Below are 23,482 nucleotides of genomic sequence, written 5' to 3' on the forward strand. Positions count from 1 at the left end.
CTCCTTCGAATGATATAGAATGACTAGGCTTCAGGATCGCGAGCTTCCCGTTCTCCCGGCCTCGACCGGTGCAGCTGGACTTCCCGGATCAGCCGGCGGGCCTGCTTCGGATCGGTCAGGTCGTAGCGCTCGATGCCGCCTCTTTCGATCCGTTCCATATAAAATTTCAGGATCTCCAGGGGAATCCGGTGAGGATTGTGCCGCAGCATCGCAGCCTCTCTCTCTTCGGGACTCACCCGGCTGAATTCGATTCTTCGCGGAAAAGAGGCGGCCCCCGCCCGGGCCCGGTAGCTGCCGTGGTTGACCAACTGGACGCGCACGCCGTTGATATACGCCACTTCGATCCCCTTCACCAGGGCGAAATGCAGCGCTTCCCCGATATCCTGGATGATCGGCTCTCCTTTGTCGTTCAGGGAAGTGTTGCACAGAACGGGAACGCCCGTCGCTTCCTTAAAAGCGCGGAGCAGCCTGTACAGATTCCGGGTAGACGGGGCGTCCTCCACCGTCTGCACCCTTGCCGTGCCGTCCAGATGAAGGACGGCCGGAATAAGCTCCCGCTTCTCCGCCTTTACGCGGAAAGTGTGGAGCATATAGGGCGACGGGCAGCCTTCCTCGAACCATTCCCCTACCTCACCGGCAAGAATGACGGGCGCGACCGGGCGCCACCATTCCCTTTGCTTGACGGCATTCAGCGCATCCTTCGCCGCCGGCGACCTCGGGTCTCCGAGAAGAGAACGGGCGCCGAGCGCTCTGGGCCCCATTTCCGCCGGTCCGTCGAACCAGACGACAGGCGCATGGCACAGATCTTCGGCCGCCCGGTTTTCTTCGAGCGGGGTCACGCTTCCGATGCAGCCGGCGAAAGTGCCGGACCGGAGGACTTCCTCCAGCGGGCCCCCGGCTGCGCCATGGTAGGCATGACCGAGCCGGAACCGGATGCGCGCCGGGGACATTTTGCGGTAAAACGCGTACAGCCCCATGCCGAGCGACAGGCCCGAATCGTTTACGCAGGGCGGCGCGATCATGCCTTTAAACCCGTACTTGCGCATGAGGTGGCTGTTCGTCGGGCAATTGAGCGCGTACCCGCCGGCCAGAGCGAGATAGGTCTCTTCCGGCTTGACGCCATATGTGTCGAGAATGGCTTCCACATTCCGCTCCATCAGGGCGATGGATGCCTCCTGCACCTGCTTCATCACGGCGGAGATCTTGTTTTCCCTCTCCGTGAAACGGGGATCGAAGCCCGTACAAGCGGGGTTTTCGCGTGCATCCCTCTCGCAAAGCTTGTCCGCAGCTTCGATAAGAGGCCGTAAATAATCGTGCTCCCAGATATTGAAATTCCGGTCGTAGGCCGGCGGAAGCTCCAGAGGAACAGGATTTACGGCACATTCGGAAGCATACGCAAGCGCCATCAGCGTGCCTTCTCTCAGGTTGTAATACGTGCTGGACCAATCCCACAGCGGACCGGGGGACTGTACCGGAAACAGCTCCAGCTTCCCCCTGCGCACCAGACAGCCGGCAAAAAACGGTTTGCTCCCCGCTTCCCTGTCCACCACGTCATCCGGGATGCCGTCCACGGCAAGCCCGAGCACATTCCCTTCGTAGAACAGCCTGCTGTCCGCCATTACTGCCGAGAACAGATGAGAGATGCTGTGGTAGGACAAGTCCGGGAAATCGTCCAGAGAGTGGTAATCCGAACACGTAGCCAGACCCGGGGTCCCCCATACTTCCGTCATGTCTTCCAAGGACAGGCCGAGCGGGCCCAGCAATTCGTTGACGACGCCTGTGGCATGCTCACGGCTATAGAAAGACTGCCTGTGCTGTTTGTGCCCCGTAAATCTCTCCAGCTCCCAATAGCGGATAAGCCGGATATCGCCGCCCTCCTTCCGGAACAGAGCCATATTGGGATCGTGCCGGATACAGGTCCCCGTCAAATAATCCAGGGGGCCGATATGAAAATAGGTGGAAAGATAGTAACCGTCCTGCATGCTTTCACCTCGCCACATGAACTTATTTCCATTCTAACAACGCCGTGGAACGGACAATCTGAACTTCTTGCTCGTTAATCGGACATTCTTTCCCGCTTCGTTTCTAAGGCGTTAACCGGACAAGAAAACCTGAGGCCCGAAACGGACCGGATTCTATAATAGAAAAAAAGTAAACGCGCACAAGGAGGTATTCAGTTGAAATCCGAATCCGCAAACAAAGCCCTGCCGGATTTATCGTCGGGCTACACGCTGACGCAGGAGCAAATCCGTTATTTCAGAGACAACGGGCATATTTGTTTGAAACAGGTTCTCACCCCAGCGGAAATTACGGCCTACCGGCCCCGCATTCTGGAAGCCATCCGCGATTACATGACCAATACGATCCCCTCATCGGGTCCGGACGATTCCGGCACGGTCAATTTGCGTCTCCGCCACCCGGATGTCGGGCGCTTCACCGCTTCCCGCCGGATTGCCAAGATCGCCGCCGACCTGATGGGCGTGGAAGGCGTCCGGATTTACCGGGACTCCGCCTTCTTCAAACAGCCCGGTGCGGCCGCAACGCCCATGCATCAGGACAACAACTACATGCTTCTCGACACGGACCGCTCCATTACAGCCTGGATTCCTCTTCGGGAGGTTACCGCTTCCATGGGTTCGCTTCACTTTATTTCGCGGTCCCATACGCTCGATAATCGCGGAAAAACAGCCAAGCAGAACCTGAAAGCGGCGTACAGACTCGGGCTGGAGGAGATGACTTACGGCGGAATCGGACTGGGAGACGTGACCTTTCACGCGGGCTGGACGCTTCACAATGCCCCGCCCAACGAAACAAGTGATACCCGTGAAGCCATGACGATGATGTATTACGAGGACGGAGCCTCTATCGTCAATCCTTTCGAGACCGACCCTACCGGGCATCTTAACCAATACTTCGGGGGACAGAAGACGGGCGAGACGGCGGACACCCCTTTTAACCCGCTCGTGTATAAAAAAGGCAGCTAAGGAGCGATCCGTCCCCGAAGTCAATCTGCGATCCTTCTCAGCGGATGCCTTTAACCCGGATTCGGAAACCTGAAAGAAGCTTCCCGACCCGCTGCGCGATGCGGGTTTGGAAGCTTCTTTGTTCCGGTTTGGGGACTTCTCCTTCGGGGCTGCGACGTAGGGAGAAGCTCCGAAGGAGAAGCCCCTTGATGAAGGAGAACGGGCGTTTCAGACGAGACCCCGGGCGAGTTTTCCGTACAGCTCTTCAATCCCTTCTTTCAGCGAATGCGATGCTTTCCAGCCCAGCATCGCGCCGATCTTATCCGCATTGATCCGGTAAGACCTCGGATCGGCCGGTCCCTCCCGTCGGATCTCGACGGGAATCGGCAGTACGGCCGCAACGAGCTCCGCCAGATCCCCGATCCGGATGTTCTGCCCACCGGAACCGATGTTGAATATCTGGGCGGACACCTTCTCCGCAGGAGCTTCCAGCAGACAGCAGACGGCCTCGACGGCATCCTTCAGATGGACGAACGGCCTCCACTGCCCGCCCCCGCCCTGGAGAGTGATCGTACCGGTCTGCCACGCCGCCCGGACCATCGCGTTAACGGCGAGATCGAATCTCATTCTCGGAGAGTATCCGTAAAGGATGGCCGGACGCGCCACCGTGACGTCAAACCCTTCCCTGCCGAGAAGAAGAATATCCCGCTCCGACCGGGAGGCGGCTCTGGCGTAAGTCGTCAGCGGGTTCGGGACCGCTTTCTCATCCGCTCCGCCCGGATCGTCCCGGAATCCGTACACGCCGCAGGTGGACATCAAAATATACCGCCCCGCTCCCGCTTCCCTGGATTTCTTCGCAGTCCGGTAGCGTGCAAACTGATTGATATCCAGCGTCTCGTGCGGAGTGATTTCCCCCCGGCGGTCATGGGAAATGGCGGCCAGATCGATAACGGCGTCTATGCCTTCAAGCCCTTCGCCGCTCCATGTTCTCGTATCCGCATAAATCCGGCTTACGCCCGAGTGAATAAAATGCCTGTCCTGGCTCCGGGTATACTTGTCCAGAGCCAGGACTTCATACCCCCGCTTAGCCAGCTCGGGCACAAGGCTGCACCCGATATACCCACCCGCTCCGGTAACAAGGACTTTGCGTGCGGCTTTCCTCATAGCGGGTCCCCGCAGATGCGTTCGGCCGCTTCCCGGCTCATGCCCTGACCGGTCAGCTTTTGTAAAGCTGCTTCCTTCACATGTTCGGAAGATATGCCCAGCCGTTTGATATCCCGTTCCAGCATTCTGCGGTAAACGGAGTAAGATCTGGGAAGACGCCGTTCGAATTGGCTGACTATCGTATAGTCCAGCAGCAGGACTCTTTCATAGATTTCGTTGTACCGGGCCCGTTCTTCCCCGCTAACCACCTCATAGCCGGGATCCGCAAAAGAACGGTAATAAGAGACGGAACCGATATGCACGACTTCATCCGACAAAGCAGTCTCGTCTTCATCCAGACATCTTACGCGATGAAGGGGATATCCCCGGGAATATGCCAGAAGCTGATACAGAACCAGGGTGTCCAGATGGCGGGTCACGACCCCGTCCTTCTTTATGATCTGGGCGGGAAATATCGGCGTTCCGTCGCCGTTTTCCGGGAGGATTCGGGCCAGTGTGCGTTTATGGGCATCGTCCAGCACGTGGAGCGTATCGTACCTTTTAAAAGAGGACGAGACCGGCGCCGCATCAAGAAGAAACGGCCGGGGCGACCAGGGCAGATCCCCGTCGTCCAGTTCGCGGATAACATCCTGGTTAATGAACAAGAAGAACGTCCGGAGGACGCGAAAATCAAAATGCGCCGGGGGGACCGTTCTTTTTCCGTACTCATACGACCACACGCAGTTCATGGAGGCCGAGCGCGGTACGCGGGCCATTTCACCGAACAGCCGGTCGTTCAAAACGAAACAGTCGATATCCAGCCACCCGAAGTCCTCCCTGTTTACGGCCGTCAGGTAATGCCAGACAATTCCCTCGTCTACTTTTTCCCCGAAACAAAAGAAAGGGCGCCGGATCTCTTGCCGGACCCAGATTTGCTCTTCTTCGGTAAACCCCGCCCCGATTAAGACGACCGGAACCGTGTCCGGTACGAATTGAAGCGATTTGGCCGCCCAGTGAAGAAGTCCCGTCGTGAAGAACAAATAATACACGCCGTTCTTTTCGGGAATGCTTTCGTAAAAACGGCGGAAATCTTGCAGCAGCTTGTCGTCCAAATGCTTCACGCCTATGCCTCCCCTTCCGTTTTTTTCCGTCGATACAGCTTATTCCCCATCAGGAGAACATCCAGCTCGGCTTTCAGGAAGCAGCGGACGGCCTCCGCCGGAGTCTCCACCATCGGCTCTCCGTCCAGATTGAACGAAGTGTTAAGGAGCAGCGGGCAGCCGGTTATGCGCTTGTAGCTTTCTAAAAGAGCGGCCATTTCCGCATTTAATCCGGGAGAGATGGCATGCATCTGCGCTGCCCCCTCCGTCGTCAGGCCCCGCGGGTTTACCGGGGTTGCTGGGTCTCTCGGGTTTACCGGGCCCACCGGGTCTGTCCGGTTTGCCGGGGTTACAGGGGTTGCGGGGTCTGCCAGGTCTGCCAGGCTGGCCGGGTTTACTGGGCCCGCCGGGTCTGTCCGGTCTGCCGGGCTTGCCCCGACACTCTCCGCATCGTCAAGCCTGCCGGACGCGTACGCCTCGGCTGCATGCGCCTGAAACCGGCGTTCTCCCTGCGGCGGGATCGCCTTACCGGCATCCTCTTCCAACACAATGTAACCGAAGGGGCGGAAAGCTTCCCGCTTTTTGGCCGAGTTCAGCCGCGAGATGTTTCCGGGAAACCCCGCATCCGCAAGGATGCTCCGGTTTCCCAGCGCCTTCGGCCCGAACTCCGCGCCTCCCCGGAAAACGGCGACCAGATTTCCTTCCGAAAGCAGTCGTGCCGCTTGTCCGTTGATATCCTCGGTCTTCACTTCCTCCAGGAAATCCCCGGCCTTGCGCGCGGCTTCTTCCATAGCTTCCGCCGGATACGGTTTCCCCAAGTATGGGGTGGCCGGGAGAAGCGCTTCTCTGTGGTGCCCGCCCAGCACATAATGCCCGTACAGTGCGCTTCCCACCGCGGCTCCGGCATCGCCTGGGGCAGGCGGCAGATACAGCCGCTTGAAGGGAGTCTCCCGCAGCAGCCTGTTTACGGCCGCATGATTCAGAAAAACGCTGCCGGCCAGGCAGAGGTTGTCCGAGCCCGTCCGCTTATGCAAATACCGGCAGGCATGGATCAGTATCCGCTCCAGATGAACCTGCACGGCATAGGCCGCATCCGCCTTCGTCCGGAACAGCTCGCCGCCGCTTTCCGAGCGGCCGAGCTCCGCGCGGATAAGACTCCGGAGTTCGTTCATCTGCCCGAGAGTCTGGCTGAACCCGCCCTCGTCGTCCAGGGAATAGAAGGCGCGGAACGGCTCCACCAGCCGGTCGGTTCCATACGCGGAGACGGCCAGCGTCTTCTCGTCGTACATCGGCCCGAACCCGATCTCCTCCGTCACGGCCAAGTAGAAGAGGCCGGCGGAGTTGGACACGTTGCGGAAATCGTCACTCTCCCGGCCCGCAACCTTTCGGATTTCCCGGATTTCAGCACCTCCTGCCGCATAGTAAGTAACGGTTTCCACGATCTTGTTCTCCCGGTCCAGGTAACTGCCCCGGCCATCGGCCACGAGTACCGCCGCTTCGGTGAAGGGAGACGGATAGAACGCACTCGCCGCATGAGCGAGATGATGGTTCATCAGCCGGATTCCCGGGACATACCGGGCGTAATACCGGCTTTCGATATTGTCCGCGCCGATGATAAGATCGACGTCTTTTTCGGTCACGCCCGCATAATCCAGACAGTACCGGGCCGCTTTGCAGCGAAAGGTCGAGGCATCGACGAAAGCCTGCTTGGAGCGGGACAGCCGCTCTTCCTCGATCGCGCATACGATTTTTCCTTCATGCAGCAGACAAGCGGAAAAATCGTGGATAGAACCTCCCAATCCCAATATGAGCATCGTTATTCACGCCTTTACGCCAGTTTAGATCGTGCGGAACAATTTCTTATGCCGCTGCACAAGCCGGACTTCCCTGCACAGCCGCTCGGCATCTTCCCGGCTGCGGATGTCGTAAACACCCGCCGGTTCCTGTTCGTTGGGGTCCCGGTAATGGTAGAGCACGTCGCGGGGAACGTCCCACGGGTTCAGCTCCTTCCACGCTGCCTCCTTTTCCCGGTCGCTCAAGGCATTCATGCCGATCCTGCGGGGATACGGACCTTCATGAGCCTGGGCGTAATCGCCATGATTCCGCAGCCGGATGCGCATCCCGTTGATATAAGCCACCGGTATGCCTTTGCGGAGGGCGAAATTGAGCGCCTCATGGATCATGTTGACGATCGGCTCGCCCCGGTCGTTCAACGACGTATTGCAAATGACGGGGACGCCGGTCTGCTTCCGGAACTCGCCGATGACCCCGTACAAGCGGGGATTCTCCAGACGGCCGATGCTCTGAACACGGGCGCTGCCGTCCAGATGCAGCACCCCCGGAATGAGGGGAGCCTTGTCTGGCCTCGCCTTGAACGTATGCAGCATAAACCGCGACGGATAATCCGTCTCGAACCATTCCGCCGTCTCCTCTTCCAGAATGATCGGCGCTACAGGCCTCCACCACTCCCGCTGCTTGACCTCGTTCACCATGCGCTTCGATTCTTCCGTCCGCGGATCTCCCAGAAGAGAGCGGTGTCCCAGCGCGCGGGGGCCGATTTCCGACTCGCCGTCGAACCACAGGACGAGGCCCCGCTGAATATCCCGCGCCGCCTGCTGTTCGGTCATCGGCCCGGCCCCCTCGATAAACGGGGCATAGGCTTCACTCGAAAGGATGTCCGGGAGGGAAGAGTCCGGCTCCCCGAAATAGGCGTGAGCCAGCTTAAACTCGAACGGTTCCCCCCGGAGCTTTTTGTGGAAAGCATAGAGCCCCATCCCCAGCGAAAGCCCGGAATCTCCGACGCAAGGAGGCGCGATAAATCCGGCAAACCCGTATTTATTCATCAAATGCCTGTTCGTCGGGCAGTTCAACGCAAAACCGCCGGCCAGCGCCAGATAAGTTTCCGACGGATCGATGGAGTACGCCGCCAGGCTGCGGTCGATATTGGCGTCCATGACTTCCATCGAGACCTGCTGGACGATTTTCATGATCATGCTGATCTTGTTCTCCCGCCGGGAGAAACGGGGATCGAATCCGTTGAACAACCGCCCGGCATCCTCGTCGGTCAACTGCTCGACCCGGTTGACGAGGTCGCGGATGCAGTCCGACTCCCACATGTCGTGCAGTCCGTCCAGCACGGGAAAGCCGGCCGTCCTCTCCCCGTAGATCTCGCTCGTGCTTGCCGAAGCAAGCGCCATGAGCGTGCCCTCCCGCATCCGGAAATAAAACTTGGCCCAACCCCAGAGCATACCCGGCGATTCCGCCGGAAACAGGTTAACCCTGCCCTCGTTTATATAGCCTCCGGTGAAGAAATATTTCTCCGTCCGTTCCCTCGTGTCCACAACCCCGTCGGGACCGCCGTCAACCGAAAAACCGAGAATGCGCTTGTTATAAAACAACTCCGAATCCGCCATAACCGCAGAAAACAGATGGGAAATGCTGTGATAAGAAAGATCCCGGTATTCCTGAACGCTGTGATAATCAGCCGCCGTTTGCAAGCCCGGAGTCCCCCATATTTCCACCATGTCCCGGAGCGACAAGCCGAGCGGCTTCAAAAGCTCGTTCAGAACGCGCTTCGCCTGCTCCGGGCTATGGAAGGAGACGTAGTGCTCCTTAATCCCCGTCACACGCTCCAGCTCCCACAGCCGGATCAGCTTCACCGTCCTCCCGCTCTTCTGAAACAAAGCCGCGTTCTGGTCGTGACGGATAATCGTTCCCAGCAAATGATCCAGAGGATCGATGTGCAAATAAGCGGACAAATAATAGCCGTCTTGCATGCTATCCCTCCGTTTCCGATTCCGGTCCGAAAAACTCCTCTTCCAGCATGAGGCAGAGGGTATGGTACATCTTCACGTGGTCTTCCTGGATTTCATCCGTTACGGAAGACGGGGAGGCGAGCACCACATCGCTCCAGGCGCGTATCCGGCCCTTGCCCGCTCCCGTCAGCGCAACGGTGGCGAGTCCCAGCGTCCGGGCCACTTCCATGGCCCGCGTTACGTTGGCCGCCTGTCCGGAAGTGCTGATGCCCAGAAGCACATCCCCCGGATTCCCGTAGCCCAGAACCTGCTGGGCGAAAACGGCATCCGCCGCCAGATCATTCAGAACGGCCGTGACGAGAGCGGTCTGGCTGACAAGCGAGATGGCGGGCAGCCCGAGCTGAAGCCCGTACAGACAAGGCGGTACCGGCTCGCCCGGAAGGCCTGCCGTGTCTGGCATCCGCCCTTTCAGCCGTTTGAGGGATGCGGCTTCCGGCGGGCGCTTCAAGCGGAAGCCCTTCATCAGCTCGCCGACAATATGCTCGGCATCCGAGGCGCTGCCTCCGTTTCCGCATACGAGAAGCTTGCCCCCGTTTCGGAAGCTGCCCTCCATCACGGCAAACGCTTCCCCCATCGCAGTCCGGCTGTCTTCAAGACGGCCATGCTTCCGAACCAGCGTGTCCAGATGGCGGCTCACCGCTTTTTTCACGGCCGGCACCTCCTTCCTTGCGCTTCTTATAAATCGTCCCGTTCAGGACCAGGTAATCCAGATCAATCCGCAGGAAGCAGGAGACGGCGTCATGCGGCGTCTCGACGATCGGCTCTCCGTTGTCGTTGAACGAAGTGTTTAACAGCACGGGTGTGCCGGTCAGGCTCTCAAAATGCACGAGCAGCTCATGGAAGCGGGGATTCAGCCCGCGCGAGACGGTTTGGACTCTGCCGGTCCGGTCTTCATGGCACACCGCCGCCGTCTCCTCTCCTTTGCCCGGCAGGAAAGGAGGAACCAGCAGCATATAATAGGAAGGACAGCCGAGGTCAAAAAAATCGGCCTGCCTCTCCTCCAGAACGGCAGGCGCGAACGGACGGAAATGCTCCCGGTGCTTGATGCGGGTATTGATCGTATCCTTCATGGCCGCCTGACGGGGGTCCGCCAGAATGCTCCGGTTGCCGAGCGCTCTCGGGCCGATTTCCGAGCGGCCCTGAAACCAGCCGACAATATGGCCTTCGGCAAGCAGCTCGGCGGTTTTCATGGAGACGTCGGCGGCTTCCACTCGTTCGATGCGGTCCGCAAATGCCCCGGCCGCTTTCGCGCACTCGTCCGGCCCGTAGCTTTTGCCCTGATAGGGCGAGAAAGGAATGTTCACTGCCGTGCGCGCCCGGCCGCCGAGTACATGGTAGCCGTACAGCGCGCTCCCGATAGCAGTACCCGCGTCCCCGGCCGCCGGCTGGACGAAAATATGCTCGAACGGCGTCTGCCGCAATATTTCGTAGTTGGCGACGCTGTTGAGGAACACCCCTCCGGCCAGACACAGATTCCGGCTGCCCGTTACGTTGTACAAATACCGGCAGGCCTTCACAAGGATGCGCTCCATATGATACTGGACCGCATAAGCCAAATCCGCCTTTGCCTGGAACTTTTCCGGGTCTTCCGCAGCTTCCAGCGTCCGGCGGATATACATCCGGAGTTCTTTTACCTGATCCAGAGTCTGGCGGAAATTACCCTCGTCATCCATCGAATAAAAGCTTCCGAAAGCGTCGGTATGCCGTGCGGTTCCGTAGGGCGACAGCCCCATCGTTTTGCCCTCCTGCAGCAGCCCGAAGCCGATCTCCGTCGTGACCCGTTCATAGAACCCCCCGACCGAGTTGGACATATCCGCATCCGTCAGACCGGATTCGGAATCGTGGGCGGCACCGAAATCCAGCGTGTCCGTTCCCGACACCTTCTTGATCTCGCTAAGCTCCGAGCCGTTTCCAAAATAGTAGGTGACCGTCTCCCGCTCAGCCGGAAAACCCGTGAAGCTGCCTCTTCCGTCCGCCACCAGCACGGCCGCGCTTGGAAACGAAGACGGATAAAACCCGCTGGCCGCATGGGCCAAATGATGATTGATCAATTGAATGCTGTCCGCGTACTTCATATAGTAGACGGGGTCGATCAGATCGTTTCCTACCACCAGATCGAGCGCCCCGGCATCCAGTCCCTCCGCCTGCAGACAGTAATCGGCGGCTCTGCACCGGAACACTTTTCCCCCGAGACCCAGACAATGCTTGACCCGCGTAAGCCTTTCTTCTTCCATCATGCAGCGGACTTCGCCGTCGCGAACCAGACAAGCCGAATAATCGTGAATAGAGCCGCCCAAGCCCAGTATGTTCATAAAAACCTCCTTTCGCCCCGCAAAATAGAACGCAGCCGGGAGGAAGAAGATTTCTTATCCTCGCCGGCAATCTTGATTTCACAGCCGATTTCGCGGGCGGCCGCCATTTCGGGAAACGTTTTGTCCTTGTAATCCCAGCCTTTGACAAAAAAATCGGGGCGGATGACTCTCAGCGATTCGCAGCAATCGTCCTCCCCGAAAATAAACACATGATCCACGGCCTCAAGAGCGGCTACGATACCCGCCCTCTGCCCCGCTTCGAAAACCGGCGGACGGCTTTTGATTCTGCGGACGGAAGCGTCCGAATTGACAGCCACGACGAGAATATCTCCCATGCCGCGGGCGGCCTGCAAATAATCCAGATGCCCGATATGAAAAATATCAAAGCAGCCTCCGGCCATGACGACGGTCTTAGTCCTCTCTCCGCTTTTTCCGGCCCGCACCCGCGCAAGCTCCGCTTTCAATTCCGGCAAATCCGCCATCTTGTTCCTCATCGTTCACCGGACCTTTCTGCCGGATTTATGTATCCAATACGAAACGAGCCGGTGATACGACAAGGAACGGGACGGAACGTGAACGAGGCACATGGGAGAATAGGAAAAGCCCGTAAACCGGTGGGCAAACCCGAGAATCTCGGCAAGCAGCACGATCCCTCCGACGTCGAAAGGCGTCTGCCAGATCTCCTCCGCGCTCCGGTAACAAACCGAATCGGACAAAACTTCCTCATCGTCGGTTACGATCAGGACGGATTTATTCTCCGCGTTCCCTTCCGTCGTCTCCGCCTCGGACAGTAGCAGAAAATCGGCCAGTCCTTCGTTATCGGAAGCTGCGGAAACGGAATAGCCGTACTCCCGGATCGTCCGGGACAGTTCCGCCCGCAAATTTTCGAGGTCCGCTCCGTCCCTCGTCCGGTCCCAGATATACACGATTGTGCTCATCGCCCGCTCACCCACTCTATCCCCTGTCCTTTCAGCGTGTCCTCCGCCGTATGAAGTTCCTTGCCGGGCGAAAGTCTTCCCTCCAAAATATCCGTGAGCCTGGCAAAAGCCAGCTCCGCAGGGATATCCGCGATATCCGCGCTCTGCGGCACGAGACTGTAATTGGCTCTCAGCGTCCGGAAACTGACGTGGGACTCGTCGGACGTGAAAGGAAACTGCAGATGGGGAAAGCTTCTGCCCCAGAGCGTGATATGAGGCACGCCGAGAAAGCCCGCTACGTGCCCGCAGACGCTGTCGATACCGACCACCGCGTCGAGCCCTTCAATTGCGGCAAACAACTCCTCCACCGGCAGCATGCTCCAGTCGCTGCACCCTTCCGCCGGATAAGGAAGCGGCGTCAAATTGACCAGCGCGAGTCCCCATTCCCGGCACAGGGCGATAAACTCCCTGGCTCTGGCTTCGGGCCAGGAGCGCTTCGCGTCCCCGGTGTGGAACTGGATGCCCACGGCCTTGCAGCCCGCCGCCCGCAGTACCGCCAGCTCTTCTGCCTGTTCGGCAGGCAGAGGCGGGTAAACGGCGGGAGCCGGTTCCGGAAGCGGGTAGGGCCGCTTAAAGCCGAGCGCCGCGCCGAACAGCCCGCTTATGTGCCGCATAGGAGGCGAAGAAACGGAAACCGGCAGAAGAATGGCTTTGCGGTACAGAGAGGACCGCAGCACCGCCTCGTACACGGCCGGGCTTTCCGGACTCCGGTAAATGCGGCAGCCTTGCAGGAAAGTCCCGAAAAACGACGCCAGCTTTTCCTTGGCTATGAGATGCACCTCTTGCCCGAGACGGGCTTCCCTGTCTATAAACTTCCGCAGCAGGGGAAGCAGGATGACGCCGTCCCCGTATCCGAGAAACCAGTCGGCTATAACGGCCTTCGGTTTAGGCTTGCCGCGAACCGCGGTGCGGGCGTCCAGCTTCTCGGCCGGTTCGGCCGCCCGGAAGTAGAACGGGAAGCAGAACCGTTCCCTGTAGACGTACAGCTCCGCAGGCTCATACTGCTTGGGAATGTCCCCGATCAGGTGGGCGTAATCCGCGGCTTCCGATCCGGTTTCGATGCGGGTGCCGGTTCCGGTACCGGTTACGCTTTCTGTCCTCGGCTCATGAAAAACGAACGCCGTCACAATCCGGCCGGAGTCCGCCGCTGCGGTAAGATTTGCGCCGGAATCGGATTCGATCTCTGCGCGGCCGCGCTCCCCTTGCAAAAACCGCGCCAGAGCCTCCAGCCCGTTCCGGTCAATGACGGGGAGCACCGTAAACCCTCCCGCCCGGAACAAGGCGAGATCCGGCATACGCAGACGGACGGCCGCCAGATCGGGCGTTTTCTCCGACAGGAGCCTCATGACGTCTTCTTCACATTCCGCCGCCGTCCATACGAGAATTTTGCCGCGGGACGACCGGAGGTAGTCCCTTCTGTTTTTCACCTGCTGCCGAAAAGCTTCGTCCGCCATAACTCCACCTCCTCACGGGCGCCTGTCGTCCCATTGTTTCAATTGTCCGATAAATGCGGTCAATTCCCGGGTGCTCACTGTCGAGGTGTACGCCTTGGAAACCGAAACGGCCGCCGACGCATTGCTCAGCATAAAGCTTTCTTCCAGCGGTAGGCCGTGGGCAATTCCGACCGCAAAAGCCGCGAGGAAAGAGTCCCCCGCGCCCACCTCGCAAACCGGCTCCTTGCAATAGGCAGGAACATGGCGGATTTCTTCTGTGGTAATCAGATAGCTGCCCGCCTCCGCCGCCTTTAGAACGAGAGCGCCGATCTCCCATTCGGCCAGCTTTCTTTGGGCGTACCTCGCCGCCTCGGCCGGATTTTCACAACTGCGCGAAGTCAGCTTGTTGAACTCGGCGAGGTTCGGGAACAGCACGGAGGCGTGCGCGTAGCGCCGTATGTTCTCCCCGGCCGGATCGACGAGAACCGGAATGCCTTTATCCGCCGCCCGGCGGATATAACCGGCGATCAGAGAATCCGGCAGCACGCCTTTGCCCAGGTCGGACAGCACGGCGCAGCTGACGGCGGGCAAGCTGTCCGCATGCTTCAGCAGAAGCCCCGCAGCGGATGCGGACAACGGCGTATTGTCCTCCCTGTCCACGCGGAGCAGCAGACCGTCTCCGTCCGACAACCGGGTTTTCAGCGTCGTTTGTCTGCCGGTCTCGCCGATCAGTCCGCCGGAATCAATCCGGTCTCCTGCCAGACTGCGCAGCCTATCCGCCTCGGTATCGGTGCCCATCGCGCCGAGAATGGCCGCGCTCCCGTCCAATGCCGCGATATTCAAGGAAACGTTGAGGGCATTGCCCGGAAAAAACAGGCTCGGTCCTTTACGCAGGACGACACAGTGTTCGTTAGCGGAATAATCCCGGGTACAGGCCGTGTATTCATCAAGCAGAATATCGCCGAGAACGATCGTGGTTCCCGGCGGCTTGCGCCCCAGGCGGTTCAGCAGCTTCTCTTTGCGGCTCGGTTCCAATCCATCACCTTCTCTTCTGTTCGGAAAAAGCCGCTTGCTTTAGCCAAAGCCAAATCGGTTCTTCCATACGTCCAGTGTAAGAAGCACGGAGTCGGAGCACTCGGCTTTTTAAGGACGATTCCCCGGTAAAGTGCCGCCGGCTTCGTCCAACAGAGCTCTGAATTCCTCCGAAGAGAGGGCCAGCTCCCGGAAGGTACCCTGGGCTTCAATTTCCCCGTCCTTCATAACGATAATATGGTCGGCCCGACGCAGTGCCTCTCTCCGGTGAGAAACGACAAGGCAGGTCGCTTCCTCGCGGGCGTTCAGACGCTCCCACAGTCTGCTTTCCGTCTCGGCGTCCAGGGCGCTCGACATGTCGTCGACGACCAGAACCTCGCTGCCGCGGACAAACATCCGGGCGGCGGCGGAACGCTGGATTTGACCGTTCGACAATTTTACGCCGCGGACTCCGACCTCCGTATCGAGCCCCTTGTCCAGCAGGCGCACATCTTCTTCCAGCACGGCGTCATAAACGGCTTGCTCCAAGCCCTCTTCAGGCAGGCCGAGCAAAATATTCTCCTTCAGCGTTCCGTTGTACAGCTTAGGCACTTGAGGCGTATAAGCGGTGCGCGGAGGGACAAAAAATTCTCCCGGATTCGCGATCCGCCGGTTATTCCAGCGGACTTCTCCGGCCGCCGCCGGCAGCAGACCCAGTATCGTTCTGAGCAGCGTCGTTTTGCCCGAGCCGACTCGCCCTACGATGACGACAAAAGAGCCGCGGGAGATCTGAAGATCGATCCGCTTGATTCCTTTGGCGGTGCCGGGATAAAAATAGGTCAGGGATTTCGTCTGAAGCTGTTTGAACTGTCTCGATTCCGAAACGGCAGGCGGCGGGGCGGCCGGAGGCGATTCCGCCAGATCCAGGGGCTTGAAGTCGATCATCCTGTCTAGAGACGAACCCTGCAGCAGCCAGTTCAGGCGCCTTAAATACCCTTTTACCTGTTTGATCTGTGTGATGCTGGTTCCGCTGTACTCAATAAACTTGCTCATATGCAGCAGCAGATGAACGAACAAGGCGTAATCTCCGACGGTAAACTTTCCCGGTCCAAGCAGGCGAGCTCCGGCGAGCAGAAGGATGCCCGATCCGATCTGGACCAGATTCGGAAGCAGCGCGTACATCAGCTGGCTCATGACTCTATCGCGGGAAACCTGCTTCCGCCGGTCATCGGAAAGACGCGAGAATTCTTCCACTACACTGTCCTCGGCTCCGGCTACTTTGACCGCCAGCACCGATTGGAAAACCTCGCTCATAAAGCCGGACAATTCCCGCCGTCCGTTGCCCTTCGGCCGGAGCCGGACGCTCATCCGGATGATCCGGGTCTGCACAAGAGCAAATACGGCAAGCAGCGGAAGAATGACGCCCAGCGTTACCGGGACGTTTATAGCGAATAACACGGCCAGCGCCGTAAGGAAAAAGACCGTTTTGACAACGAGAAGGTTCACGTTCCGTATCGTATCGGCCAGTTGATCGACATCGTCCCGGAACTGGCTGACGGCCTCGCCCGGCGACCCCGGAATAGCTCTTGCTCCCGGCTGGCCGAGTATGTGATTCAGCAGGTTTTGGCGGATAAGTCCCTTGATGCGGAAATTAAGCGCGGTTTCGGTGCGGGACGCAAACCGGATCGATCCCAGCGTTGCGGCCGCATTGGCAGCCAGCAGAGCCACGACGAACCAGGTGACGTCGGACGATGCCGAATGACCCGTAAGCTGGTCGAAAAACACTTTCATCAGAAGGCCGGCGGCAACCGGAGCCAGGTTAAAGGGAAGCCATTGAAAGATGCCCTTCCAAAACAATCCGGGATGGTATGCGGCCATCCTCCATAAAAACTGCTTCGTGTTCATATAGTCTCCTTTCCGGATGTTTGTCTTAGCAGCCGGGAATAGCGGGAACCCGGCTGTTCCGTCAATGCTTGACGGCTCCCCTGTTCCGCGATCCGGCCTCCGTCCATCACGAGAATGCGGTCCACGCCGCGCAGCGTGTTCAGCCGGTGCGCAATGACGATGGCCGTTCTGCCTTGCAGGAGCCGGTTAGTGGCCTGCTGTACTTTCTCCTCGGTAGAAGGGTCCAGCCTGGAAGAAGCTTCATCCAGAATGACCAGCGAAGGATTCCGCAGAAAAATGCGGGCAAGAGCAAGCAGTTGGGCCTCGCCTGCGGATAATCCTTCTCCCTGCGCCCGGATCTCCGTATCCAGTCCCGAGGGCAGCGCGCGATACCAGTCCCCGAGCCCCAATTGATCCAATACTTCCACAATCCGTTCGTCCGGGATGTGCGAGGCGAAGAATGTGACGTTATCCCGGACACTTCCGCTTAAAATCCGCACTTCCTGCGTTACGAGACCGACGCGCTCGCGAAGCTGCGCCAGCGGGACCCGGCGTATATCCGTTCCCCCGAGCAGAACAGTGCCCTCTGCGGGATCATACAGCCGCAGGAGCAGGCGGATCACGGAAGTTTTGCCGCTGCCCGTCCTGCCGACGATGCCGAGCGACTGGCCCGCTTGCAGGCTGAACGTAAGGTCCGAAAGGACGCTGCCGGATTCGCCCCCGTAGCCGAAACGCACTCCCCGGAAGTCCACGGAGAGCGGGCCTTCCCCAAGCGGCGCTTCCTCCCCCGGCTCAGGGTCCCGGATAATCGGAACCTCGGCCAGCAGTCCGCCGATCCTTTCCAGATGGGCCTCGGCCCGCTGTAAATTTCCGATCAAATCCCGGATCTGATCAATCGGACCCGCAAGAAGGCCCATATAAAACAGCATCATGTATAAGGTCCCCACGGTGATTGAATCGCCGGTCCATAAATACGTGCCCAGCGCCAGGACAAGAACGGTTCCCAGACCCAGAATCACGACGGAAGCCGCCCACATCAGGGAAAAACCGAATCCGGCCTGCATATGCCTCGGAAACCACTGCCGGAGCATCCGCCTGAACTTGTAGAGAGCATAGGCTTCGGCTCCGCTGGAGCGCGTATCTTCGGTATGAGACAACTGGTCCCCGAGACAGGCGTAAAAATCCGCGCCCGCTTCCCCCACCCTCACCCAGAACGGAAGCGTCCATTCCCTGATCCGGCCAAACGTAAGCAAAGCAGCCGCGACAAATAATGTCATAGCGGCTCCCATCCAGCTATTTTCGTAAAAAAGGACGGCAAGCACCCCGGCGATAAGACCGAGATTGCCGCACAACGAAACTGTCAGCATGGCGAAAAATCCGGACAGTCCTCTCACGTCGCCGTCTATGCGCTCGATCAGCTCGCCGGCCGGATGCGCCTGAAAAAAAGAACCGTCCTGCATCAAACAGTGCTCCAGCAAGTCCGCCCTGAGCCGGTTCGCCGCCGTCCAGCCGATCCATTCCCCCGCGTAGTCGGCGGAGATCGTGGCGAGCAGTTGAACCAAAGCCAGCCCGGCAAACAATAAGGCCGGCCCTGCTATGCCCGCGGCGGAAGAGGACAGTCCCGTATCGATCAGCACGCGCAGCACCTGAGGATTGATGAGCTGCAGGCCGATATTCAGGGCGACCAGGGCGCAAAGGGCCAGAACGGGCCAGCGCAGCGCGGCCAGATAGGTTCTAAGCAGCTTGTAATAACGGAGCACCGGAACCTTGGGTATCGATAAAAAGGCCACTCGGCTTTTCCTCCTTGCAGGATCAGATTTCACGGCGGGTCTTACGGCCGGTCCCATAAGCGCCGCATTTCACCGGAGGATCGCAGAAGTTCATCCAAGGTGCCCTGCTCCGCGATAGCGCCGTCTTTCAAGACGACGATATGATCCGCTCTCTCGAAAGCCGCCCTGCGGTGGGACACGACAAGGAAGGTCGTATCCCGGAGCCGATCCAGCCGCTTCCACAGCTCGCTTTCGGTACGGGCGTCCAGAGAGCTGGACAAGTCGTCCAGGACGAGGAGGCTGCTCTCGCGGGCAAACATCCGGGCCGCCGCCGTCCGCTGAATCTGTCCTCCGGACAGCTTGACCCCCTTCACGCCGACAATCGTCTCGAGACCTTTTTCCAATTGACTGATGTCCTTGTCCAGCACAGCTTGATAGACCGCTTCCCCGAGCCGTTCTTCGGCCAAGCCGAGCAGAATGTTTTCCTTCAGGGAACCGTCGAAAAGGCCCGGCACCTGCGAGGTATAAGCGGCCCGCGGCGGCGTGAAAAACATGTCCGGCTCTTCCACTTTCTCCAGGTTCCAGCGTATTTCTCCCGCATCCGCAGGCAGCAAGCCGAGCAGCGTCCGCAGCAGCGTCGTTTTGCCCGAGCCGTTACGCCCCGTAACGACCACAAACGATCCTCCGGGAATGTGCAGGTCAATGTTCCGGATTCCCCTGACCGTGCCGCGGTGAAGGTAAGTCAGCCCTCTGGTCTCCAGCAAATGCAGCCGGCTTGGGGAGGCGGGAAGACCCGGAGACGGCGTCGGAGCTTCTTCCTTCAGCTCCAGCTTCCTTCGCGCGAGCAGCGTATCGGGCGATGCTTCCTGCAGAAGATGAAGGAGTCTGTTTACGGACACACTCGCCTGTCGGTATGTTTTCAAGAGATAACCGACGTACTGGACAAACCCCGTCAACACTCCGATATAGGCGACAAACAGGGCGAAGTTCCCCACGGTCAGCTCCCCTTTCCCCGAAAGAAAAGCGGCAGCCAGCAGAATGAAACCCGTTCCGGTCTGCGTGGTGTTCGTCAAAAAAGCGGAGACGGTCCGGTCCAGCAGCCTTTCTTTCAGAACGGCCCTCATGCGCACCTCTCCGAGAGACCGGAAGCGCCGGCTTACGAACGTTTCCGCATTCTGCAGCCGGATCGCCTGGGCCGCGCCGCAAACCTCCCCAATAAAGCCCGATATCCCGCTTTCGGCTTTCCGGGAAGCTTCCCGCCTTTTTTGCAGAGAAGCCGCCGCCAACTGACCGAGACTTAACATGAACACTAGCGGTAAAAAAACAAGCAGCGTGATGCCGGGGGAAGCCGACCATAAAATTCCGCCCGCCGCCGCCGCAAACAGGACTTTGACGGGCAGCAGGTTGTACAAACGCAGCAGATCGGCCAGCTCTTCCACATCGTCACGGAACGTCGAGACAGCTTCGCCCGTCGTGTATGGGAGGGCCCTGGCCCCCGGCCGCTTGAGAATATGCTCCAGCAGATTTTGCCGGATCAGGCTCTTGACGCGGAAGTTCAGCTCCGTCTCCGTCCGGGTCCCCCACACGATGGACCCCGCCGAAGCCAGCGCATTCACGGCCAGCAGCGCGATGACAAACCACACCCCGCCGGCCTCCTCCCCGGTGCCTGCCAGCTTGTCGAAGACCAGCTTGACCAGCAGCCCCGCGATTAGAGGCGACAAATTGAACGGCAGCCAGATCGCGGCCCCCTTCCAGAAAAGCCGGGGATGGCAGACGGACAATCTCCACATCAGCCGAAGTGGGCTCATACCGTCCGGTTGCGCAAGCTTTGACGCAGCAGCCGCGAATAGCGCGAATCCGGATCTTCCAGCAGCGCCCCCTGCAGATCGTTCTCCGCAATCCGTCCGCCGTCCATGACCAAAATCCGGTCCACATGCCGGAGCGTACTCAGCCTGTGGGCGATAAGGATAGCCGTTCTTCCCCGGAGCAGTTTTCTTACGGCGCGGTCGAGCTTTTCTTCCGTCGCCGGGTCGAGACGGGAAGAAGCTTCATCCAGGATAATCAGCCCCGGGTCCTTGAGAAAAACGCGCGCGAACGCCAGCAGCTGCGCCTCGCCTGCGGACAGTCCGCCGCCGCCGGCTTCGAGCTGCGTATCCAAGCCTTGCGGAAGCGCCTCGAACCAGCTGTCCAGGCTTAATTCGGTCAGCAGGCTGACAATTTTCCCGTCCGGGATGCTTGGGTCAAAGAAGGTCAGATTGTCCCGGACCGTGCCTTTAAAAATCTGCACGTCCTGCGTGACGATGCCCACCCGCTCCCTCAGCCCGGACAGCTTTACGCGGCTGATGTCGGTTCCGCCCAGAGAAACTGTGCCCGACTGGGGATCGTAAAGGCGCAAAAGCAGCCTCGCGATCGAGGTTTTGCCGCTCCCCGTGCGGCCCACTATACCGAGCGATTCGCCCGCTTCCAGCTTGAATCCGATCCCGTGCAGCACAGGCTCGCCGGGCGTATAGCCGAATTCGACACCGCTGAATTCGACGGAAAGCGCGCCGCCCGGCAGGGTGTCTCCTCCTTCCGCCGGGTCGCCCACCGACGGCCGGATTTCGAACAGCTGCCGGATTCGTTCGATATTGGCCGAAGCGCGCTGCAGGGCGCCCAGCTCCAGCCGGATGGTATCGATAGGCCCGACCAGCATAACCGTGTACATCATGATCATGTAGATGGCGCCGGGACCTGCCAAACCGGCATGCCACAGCCATGAGCTGACGCCGAATGTGAGGATGGTGCTTAAACCCAGCAGCAGCATGGAACTCATCCACATAACGGAGAACGCCCGGCCGGCCTCCATATGAACAGGCAGCCATTGATTCAGAAGCGCTTTAAACTTCCGCATCACGTACCCCGAAGCCCCGCTCGAGCGAGTATCTTCCGTATTCGTCAGCTGTTCGCCGATAAAACCGAAGAAGGCGGAGGACGTTTCACCGACGCGGACCCAATGCGGCAGCGCGTAATCGCGAAGGAGGTAATATACAAGTGCCGAGCCCGCCACAAACAAAGTCATGACGGCTCCGATACTCCAGTGGATGTTGTAAAGAACGATGAGGGTGACGCCCAGAAGCACCAGGTTGTTCGTGAACCGGACCACAAATTTATAAAAAAACTCAGCCAGTCCGTTGACCGCTCCGTCTACGCGATCCAGCAGTTCTCCCGGGCTGTAATGGTGGAAGAAAGCGATGTCCTGCCCCAGACAATGCCGCATCAGCCGGCTGCGGAGCTTGTTGGCGGCCGACCAGCCGACATGTTCTCCGACATAGTCGGAAGCCAGCGAAAGAATCTGATAACACACGCCCAGCAGGATGAAAAGAAAAATGAACCTTTCCGCGGGCTCCGGAGAATTCAGTGAATCGAAGTACTTCATTAACAGCCAGGGCATGGTAAGCTGTACGACGATATTGGCGGCCAGCAGCAGCGTTAACAGCGCGAAGCGGCTTTTGTGCTGCTTCAGATAAGGGCCGACCAGGCGAAAATAAGGGAGGATCGGTAGCTTAGTCCACATGTCCGTCTATTTTCTTCCTTTCTTGACTGAATTTCGAACTTTCACTCTTCAGAACGTCCAGAGACAGACGTACGGCTTCACCCGGAGGACAGGAGACCTCGTCCATTTCCAGGGTCAGAAAACCCGAGAAGTCATGTCCGGCCAGGTCCCGCAAGAGAGAAGAAAGATCCAGCATCCCTCCTCCCAGCTCCGTAAAAACGGTTTTCCGGCTGCCCGGCCGGGCGCTCCCCGGATCGCCCTCTACAGGACGGACGTCCTTCACATGCAGAGCCGTTATTCTCTGTCCGTACCGTTCCAGCAGATCCCGCAACGCGATACCGGCTTCATGGAGATGTCCCACATCCGGGACCAGCCCGAGATCGCCGGGCGTCCGCTCCATGACGTAATCGATTTCCTCTCGTGTGTAAATACAGTGGGAAATGTGCGGATGAATGGCGGCGGCTACCCCGTGAAAGCCGTACCGCTTGTTAATTTCGGCCGCCATGGCCGCCATGCGGAGCCGGTCTTCCCCGGTCCAATCCCGTTTCAGCCGGATGCCGGGGCCCAGAATAACCCGGCCGATTCCGGCCGACTCCAGCATTCTCGCCAGCCGGTCATGGTGAAGATAGATTTCCCGGCGCCGGTTCCAGCCCGCGAAATGCCCGAATTCGAACACACCGGACACCCTGTGGCCCGTTTCGTCCAGCAGCTCACGCCATCGGTCCATTTCCCGTTCAAAAGGCAGAAGCAGCCGGCTGCCGATTTCCACATAGGCCACATCCAGCGCGGCCAGCTCCTTCAGGCCGGTCCGGTATGCCTCCCCCCACGGAGTGAGCTGGCAAGAAACTTTCGAACGATGAAACATCTGTGTCATCTTCACGCACCTTCATTGTTTTTGTGAGTTGCCGCCGTATCGTTTGCCATCCAGGTTCGCCGCATAGGTTTATTGTAGGTTTCCGCCGCCCGGTCTTCTCGGGTTTCCATGCGTAATGCTGCGGGATTAAGCTGGACGGCCGCCGGAGAACGCAAAAAAACCGGCCCCTTCCGGGTACCGGTTGCTTGCCGAGGTTTTTTAAGCCTCCGCCAATTGTAAAACGCCGATAAAATTATTGTTAATGTCGTAAAATTTCAGAAACTTGGCGAAGCCGCCGTCATCGAAGCTGACGATTCTGACCTGTTCTTCTTCCAGCCTGCTGGCGAGGAGATCGATTTCGTTGCTTTTGAAGAAAATGACCGGCATGGTCTCTCCGTCTTTGTCAAAATGTGCGGAAGAATAATCGCTGGACTGCCACAGCATTAAATTCGGGCCGTTCTCCAGTTTCAGCATCGCACATTCCCCGTAGTTGTCGAGCAGCGTGCAGCCGAACATTTTCCCATACCACTCAATGGATTGCTTCAGGTCAGAAACAGGCAGTTGAACATGATCTATTCCGGTCAAAGTCTGGGTCACGGGATCAGCTCCTTGATCTTTATAGGTATACACTTCCATAATTGGATAAAGCTATTTACATCTTACCTTTGCGGCTGTTCGAGCGTCAAGAAA

At 58.9% G+C, this 23,482-nt stretch carries 18 protein-coding genes; 1 reads left to right on the top strand and 17 read right to left on the bottom strand.

What is annotated here, in order from left to right; translation table 11 throughout:
• Positions 1 to 23 precede the first annotated feature (23 nt).
• Positions 24 to 2,000, bottom strand: a complete 1,977-nt coding sequence (locus tag PCH01S_RS12095) for a nodulation protein NodU (RefSeq protein WP_241688804.1) — start codon at positions 1,998 to 2,000, stop codon at positions 24 to 26.
• A 177-nt stretch (positions 2,001 to 2,177) separates the two neighbouring features.
• Between PCH01S_RS12095 and PCH01S_RS12100 the strand changes: the two genes are divergently transcribed.
• Positions 2,178 to 2,984, top strand: a complete 807-nt coding sequence (locus tag PCH01S_RS12100; protein ID WP_042229617.1) for a phytanoyl-CoA dioxygenase family protein — start codon at positions 2,178 to 2,180, stop codon at positions 2,982 to 2,984.
• Positions 2,985 to 3,191: 207 nt separating this feature from the next.
• Here the strand turns inward: PCH01S_RS12100 and PCH01S_RS12105 are convergent, their stop codons facing one another.
• From PCH01S_RS12105 to PCH01S_RS12180, 16 genes are all read right to left on the bottom strand, one after another.
• Positions 3,192 to 4,127 (bottom strand): NAD-dependent epimerase/dehydratase family protein, encoded by a 936-nt coding sequence (locus tag PCH01S_RS12105; RefSeq protein WP_042229618.1) that lies wholly within the window; start codon positions 4,125 to 4,127, stop codon positions 3,192 to 3,194.
• Entirely contained in the window at positions 4,124 to 5,227 is a 1,104-nt protein-coding gene (locus PCH01S_RS12110) for a hypothetical protein (RefSeq protein ID WP_042229619.1), read from the bottom strand. The genes PCH01S_RS12105 and PCH01S_RS12110 overlap by 4 nt, the downstream gene beginning before the upstream one ends.
• 2 nt (positions 5,228 to 5,229) lie before the next feature.
• Entirely contained in the window at positions 5,230 to 7,020 is a 1,791-nt protein-coding gene (locus PCH01S_RS12115) for a carbamoyltransferase C-terminal domain-containing protein (protein WP_042229620.1), read from the bottom strand.
• Positions 7,021 to 7,044: 24 nt separating this feature from the next.
• Positions 7,045 to 8,982 (bottom strand): carbamoyltransferase C-terminal domain-containing protein, encoded by a 1,938-nt coding sequence (locus tag PCH01S_RS12120; RefSeq protein ID WP_042229622.1) that lies wholly within the window; start codon positions 8,980 to 8,982, stop codon positions 7,045 to 7,047.
• 1 nt (position 8,983) lies between these two features.
• Positions 8,984 to 9,670: a D-sedoheptulose-7-phosphate isomerase gene (locus PCH01S_RS12125; protein WP_042229623.1), complete on the bottom strand. Its 687-nt coding sequence runs from the start codon at positions 9,668 to 9,670 to the stop codon at positions 8,984 to 8,986.
• Positions 9,612 to 11,333 carry a carbamoyltransferase family protein gene (locus PCH01S_RS12130; protein ID WP_042229624.1) on the bottom strand — a complete coding sequence of 574 codons (1,722 nt, stop codon included), beginning with the start codon at positions 11,331 to 11,333 and terminating at the stop codon, positions 9,612 to 9,614. The genes PCH01S_RS12125 and PCH01S_RS12130 overlap by 59 nt, the downstream gene beginning before the upstream one ends.
• Complete coding sequence (locus PCH01S_RS12135) at positions 11,330 to 11,815, bottom strand: adenylyltransferase/cytidyltransferase family protein (protein ID WP_042229625.1); 486 nt, start codon at positions 11,813 to 11,815, stop codon at positions 11,330 to 11,332. Before PCH01S_RS12135 ends, PCH01S_RS12130 begins: the two co-directional genes overlap by 4 nt.
• A 15-nt stretch (positions 11,816 to 11,830) precedes the next feature.
• A complete protein-coding gene (locus PCH01S_RS12140; RefSeq protein ID WP_042229627.1) occupies positions 11,831 to 12,271 on the bottom strand; it encodes a hypothetical protein in 441 nt (146 codons plus the stop codon).
• Positions 12,268 to 13,764, bottom strand: a complete 1,497-nt coding sequence (locus tag PCH01S_RS12145; protein ID WP_042229629.1) for a glycosyltransferase family 9 protein — start codon at positions 13,762 to 13,764, stop codon at positions 12,268 to 12,270. The genes PCH01S_RS12140 and PCH01S_RS12145 overlap by 4 nt, the downstream gene beginning before the upstream one ends.
• A gap of 12 nt (positions 13,765 to 13,776) precedes the next feature.
• The gene (locus PCH01S_RS12150) at positions 13,777 to 14,778 is read right to left on the bottom strand and encodes a bifunctional heptose 7-phosphate kinase/heptose 1-phosphate adenyltransferase (protein WP_042229632.1); all 1,002 of its coding nucleotides are present in this window, start codon (positions 14,776 to 14,778) and stop codon (positions 13,777 to 13,779) included.
• Between the two features lie 108 nt (positions 14,779 to 14,886).
• The gene (locus tag PCH01S_RS12155; RefSeq protein WP_042229633.1) at positions 14,887 to 16,659 is read right to left on the bottom strand and encodes an ATP-binding cassette domain-containing protein; all 1,773 of its coding nucleotides are present in this window, start codon (positions 16,657 to 16,659) and stop codon (positions 14,887 to 14,889) included.
• A complete protein-coding gene (locus tag PCH01S_RS12160) occupies positions 16,656 to 18,428 on the bottom strand; it encodes an ABC transporter ATP-binding protein (RefSeq protein WP_042229635.1) in 1,773 nt (590 codons plus the stop codon). Before PCH01S_RS12160 ends, PCH01S_RS12155 begins: the two co-directional genes overlap by 4 nt.
• A gap of 41 nt (positions 18,429 to 18,469) precedes the next feature.
• On the bottom strand, positions 18,470 to 20,215 hold the full coding sequence (locus PCH01S_RS12165; RefSeq protein ID WP_042229637.1) for an ABC transporter ATP-binding protein: 1,746 nt from the start codon (positions 20,213 to 20,215) through the stop codon (positions 18,470 to 18,472).
• Positions 20,212 to 21,960 carry an ABC transporter ATP-binding protein gene (locus tag PCH01S_RS12170; RefSeq protein WP_042229640.1) on the bottom strand — a complete coding sequence of 583 codons (1,749 nt, stop codon included), beginning with the start codon at positions 21,958 to 21,960 and terminating at the stop codon, positions 20,212 to 20,214. Before PCH01S_RS12170 ends, PCH01S_RS12165 begins: the two co-directional genes overlap by 4 nt.
• A complete protein-coding gene (locus tag PCH01S_RS12175) occupies positions 21,950 to 22,813 on the bottom strand; it encodes a sugar phosphate isomerase/epimerase family protein (protein WP_042229641.1) in 864 nt (287 codons plus the stop codon). The genes PCH01S_RS12170 and PCH01S_RS12175 overlap by 11 nt, the downstream gene beginning before the upstream one ends.
• A 198-nt stretch (positions 22,814 to 23,011) precedes the next feature.
• A complete protein-coding gene (locus PCH01S_RS12180) occupies positions 23,012 to 23,389 on the bottom strand; it encodes a VOC family protein (protein ID WP_042229643.1) in 378 nt (125 codons plus the stop codon).
• Between the last annotated feature and the right edge of the window lie 93 nt (positions 23,390 to 23,482).

It is taken from the genome of Paenibacillus chitinolyticus NBRC 15660, assembly GCF_000739915.1.
Taxonomy (GTDB): Bacteria; Bacillota; Bacilli; order Paenibacillales; family NBRC-103111; genus Paenibacillus_F; species Paenibacillus_F chitinolyticus.